The following is a 3,269-nucleotide window of genomic DNA, read 5'->3' as shown; positions in this document are numbered from 1 at the left end:
CGCCGGGACAGGAACAACTTAATCTACACGCTCAACGGGATATGAATACGGTGGTGTTGAATGACTGTAATACGATAGTCTCAAATCGTCACCAAGAAATTATTAAAAAGAACCAGAATATCACCGTGCAGGGAGATCGTAACAAAACCATTCACGAGAATGAGATGACCTCTGTGTTGGGAAATTCGGATACGCTTGTTGAAACCTCAACAACTAAGCAAGTTAAAAAAGACATTATTATCTCATCACAAAATGGCAGTATTACTTTCTCCGTAGGGAATTCGCTTATTTCTCTTGATAATGAAGGCACATTACGTATTGAAAGTGATGAAGTGAAGATTGATGGGGAGAAGGTCTTTTTGAATAAAAATAAAGTATCTGTCTCAAAAGCCTCTTCTTCGGTAGATAATGCTAATTCAAAACCAAAAGAGTTGTCGAATCAAGAAAAAGCGTTAACTTCAGCGATTGCTAATGACAAAGCATTTTGTCCTATTTGCCCTTATGAAGGAAGATAATAATGGAAGAAAATTATTTAACATACCAAGCGTTAGAAAACTATTCTAAGGATAATTTATATCTTATCCTAGAAAAAAACTCGCAAGTAAATATAACACATAATATTGTTAATAATGATTTTTCTATATTATATGATGGAACAGAATACGAATATTTATCTAATTTATCACCTGTTTTATATCTAATGAAAAGAGGATGTTCTCTCCCTGAAATGTATAATAGACACTATGCTATCAGATCAGTATTTTTCAGTCCGTATAATATAAATGAGATAGCTACACATTTTAAAACTTATCTAACTGCTTTGTTGCCAAATAATCTAAAGTCAATTTTTAGGTTCTACTCACCGAAAATTCTTAGAGTTTTATTAGAGAGTAATAATTTTGATGATAAACATAGAAATAGGATGTTTTCTCCTTTTTCTAGTGTTTTTATTTGTGTAGACGGAAGATTTAAGAGCTTATATCAAAATAGTAATGTCAAAAAAATTGCAAAAGAGAAAAGCTATTTTGTTATTTCTCAATCATTTTTTGACGAAATAGAAGAGCTTTATTATGATGATTTATTGCATGAAATTGCATTTGATATTTACCTTTCCGTGCCTTATAAGGTAATGCATATACCTAAAGAGTATATTATACAAGCCATTGATTCATCTTTTAAAATGTTATCTCAAAACGAAAGTTTGAAAGTCAAGAAAAAATTTATTTTATACCGCTTTAAATATGCAAGCCATTATTTTTTGTTTCCTGAATTTATAGAGGCAAAAGAAAAATATTCATTAGAATATGCATTGCAAAAACTTAGTTTTAATAAAATTTGGCAACAAAAATGCAAAGAAGAATTTGATGATAATCATTGGTTAGGTACGTTAAAAAACAGTGAATAAATATAGGAGAGTATAATGAATATAGAATTAAACAAAATTGATAAGCAACTTGAGTTAGTCAATCCAAAGGGAGACGTATTGCTAGGTATCTGCACCAAAATCGTCTTATATTTTGATAAGGGATACACCACAGAAAAACGGCAAGCTATTTTAACCATGTTTGATGAATATCGGTCAATGTTAAAAGAGCAAATTACGTTTACCCAAGATAGACAATACGATTGGATAGATTTGCGTCATCAATCAGCCCCGGAGGTAAAAGATTGGTTACTGTCTTTGCCTTCAGATTGGCAATGGGAGTTTCTTTATAAAGGTGGTAATCGGGAATATGATGCAAGCAGTGTCAATTTTTCTCTGCTCGGAAAGGCAGACTGGGAAGAAGAAAAGGGTCGCTTATCCCAAGTTTTAATCCATTTTCCGCTTACTTTTTTTGTCAATTATCACGAAAGTATTCAAGATGTGTTAGTCCGCTGGTTAGGCTATCTACAACCGCTACACGGCTATGCCGGGATTGGCACTTGTCGTCATCTGGAGGAAGACTTAGCTTATCGTGATGCGGAGTATAGTGTAGCTCAAAAATATCCCGGGTTAGAAATTACTCATGAAATTCATGAAATTCTTAAGTTAAGACGAGATACGATTAAAGGGATTAGCTGGCAAACGATTTTATCTCGGGAATTATTGGATAAGGTAGGTGGGGTGCAGGTATTGTCATCAATTAAAGGGTTATCCGTTTGGCAGGCAAAAGATGTCTATTTAATTCAAGCGTCAGATACGCCGATGTTATCGGATTTACCCGAAAGTTATTATCAATTAGCCGAAGCCTTAAAACCGTTATATAGTCAAGAAAGATGGGCTGCTCAGGAGCGGGGACCATTTGAAGAAAAAAGAGCGCCATTTAATGCTTTGGAATATAAAAAATGGCGTGAGCGTTTTTTCCGTAAGAATGAGGAAACGAATGAGTAGTTGTAGCCAATGTGAAAATGCCCTTTATGAATTAAAGGTGCTTTGTTCGTTAATTTGTGTCTGTAATGTCAATACCACTCGACGTGGCAAGGGTGAAAATAATCTCAAGCAACAGTGCGTTAATACCGGTATTGACTGGATACACGAAAGTGGGCAAGGACGACAGATTTTGCCTGAGGTCGGCTATTTTATGAAAGCAACGCCGCCAATGCCTTTATTAAAGAGCAGTGGTTTAGGTGGGCAACCCGAACATATTCGCGATGTGTGGCATCGTATCAATAAGGTTAAGAAGATGCTCAAAGAACAGGGAAGGGAATATGTCGAAGGCGATTTACGCATTCCTGATGTTGTGATTACCCAAGACCCTTCGCAACCTCCCGTACAAAGTAATATCAAACGGGTGGTGGAAATTAAATTTCCCGGCGATAGGTGGGGGAAAGGTCAGCGAGAAGCTTATAAGGAAATTGCCGGGGAGGATGAATTTGGCGATCCGAAATTAACCGAGCTTACGCCAAATAAATGTGGCTGTGGTGATAATAATTCACAAGAAGAGCAAATCGCAGAGTCTATTCCTGAATTAAAAGAGGCTTGGGAAGGGCGATTAGAAGAACTCAGTGTGAGTGTATGGGGAGAGTTAGGTATCGCCTTGGGAAGTGGTCTGCTCGCAGCAGCGTTATTTGCGGATGATGCTTTCGGTATTGTTATGGATGATCCTATTGCAGTTGCAGCGGCAGGCAGAGCGATAGTTTCAGGCAAGCGGGTTATTTCTGCTCTATTCTCTCGTTCAACGGTAGCACCTAAACTCATATTTTAGATAGGGGTATAAATAGTAAGCGGGTGTTTTTATGAAAATTTTACAAATAAAAAATATATATTTTATTAGGGGCTGTACTAGATA

Annotated in this window: 4 protein-coding genes; all 4 read left to right on the top strand. The window is 36.3% G+C overall.

The window, feature by feature from the left end; genetic code table 11:
- Positions 1 to 515, top strand: a 515-nt coding sequence (locus tag BKK50_RS12565; protein WP_208606217.1) for a bacteriophage T4 gp5 trimerisation domain-containing protein, incomplete at its 5' end; no start/stop codon positions are given.
- A 2-nt stretch (positions 516 to 517) separates the two neighbouring features.
- On the top strand, positions 518 to 1,405 hold the full coding sequence (locus BKK50_RS11830) for a DUF4123 domain-containing protein (protein WP_077418373.1): 888 nt from the start codon (positions 518 to 520) through the stop codon (positions 1,403 to 1,405).
- A 15-nt stretch (positions 1,406 to 1,420) separates the two neighbouring features.
- The gene (locus BKK50_RS11825; protein ID WP_077418371.1) at positions 1,421 to 2,371 is read left to right on the top strand and encodes a type VI immunity family protein; all 951 of its coding nucleotides are present in this window, start codon (positions 1,421 to 1,423) and stop codon (positions 2,369 to 2,371) included.
- A complete protein-coding gene (locus tag BKK50_RS11820) occupies positions 2,364 to 3,185 on the top strand; it encodes a VRR-NUC domain-containing protein (RefSeq protein ID WP_208606216.1) in 822 nt (273 codons plus the stop codon). Before BKK50_RS11825 ends, BKK50_RS11820 begins: the two co-directional genes overlap by 8 nt.
- The last annotated feature ends 84 nt before the right edge of the window (positions 3,186 to 3,269 follow it).

It is taken from the genome of Rodentibacter rarus (assembly GCF_001998965.1).
GTDB classification, from domain to species: domain Bacteria; phylum Pseudomonadota; class Gammaproteobacteria; order Enterobacterales; family Pasteurellaceae; genus Rodentibacter; species Rodentibacter rarus.
This window is presented reverse-complemented; position numbering and strand designations above follow the sequence as displayed.

Bases quoted from the DNA above. Each gene is read 5' to 3' on its own strand.
- BKK50_RS11825 (WP_077418371.1), top strand. From the start codon at position 1,421: ATGAATATAGAATTAAACAAAATTGATAAGCAACTTGAGTTAGTCAAT.
- BKK50_RS11830 (WP_077418373.1), top strand. From the start codon at position 518: ATGGAAGAAAATTATTTAACATACCAAGCGTTAGAAAACTATTCTAAG.
- BKK50_RS11820 (WP_208606216.1), top strand. From the start codon at position 2,364: ATGAGTAGTTGTAGCCAATGTGAAAATGCCCTTTATGAATTAAAGGTG.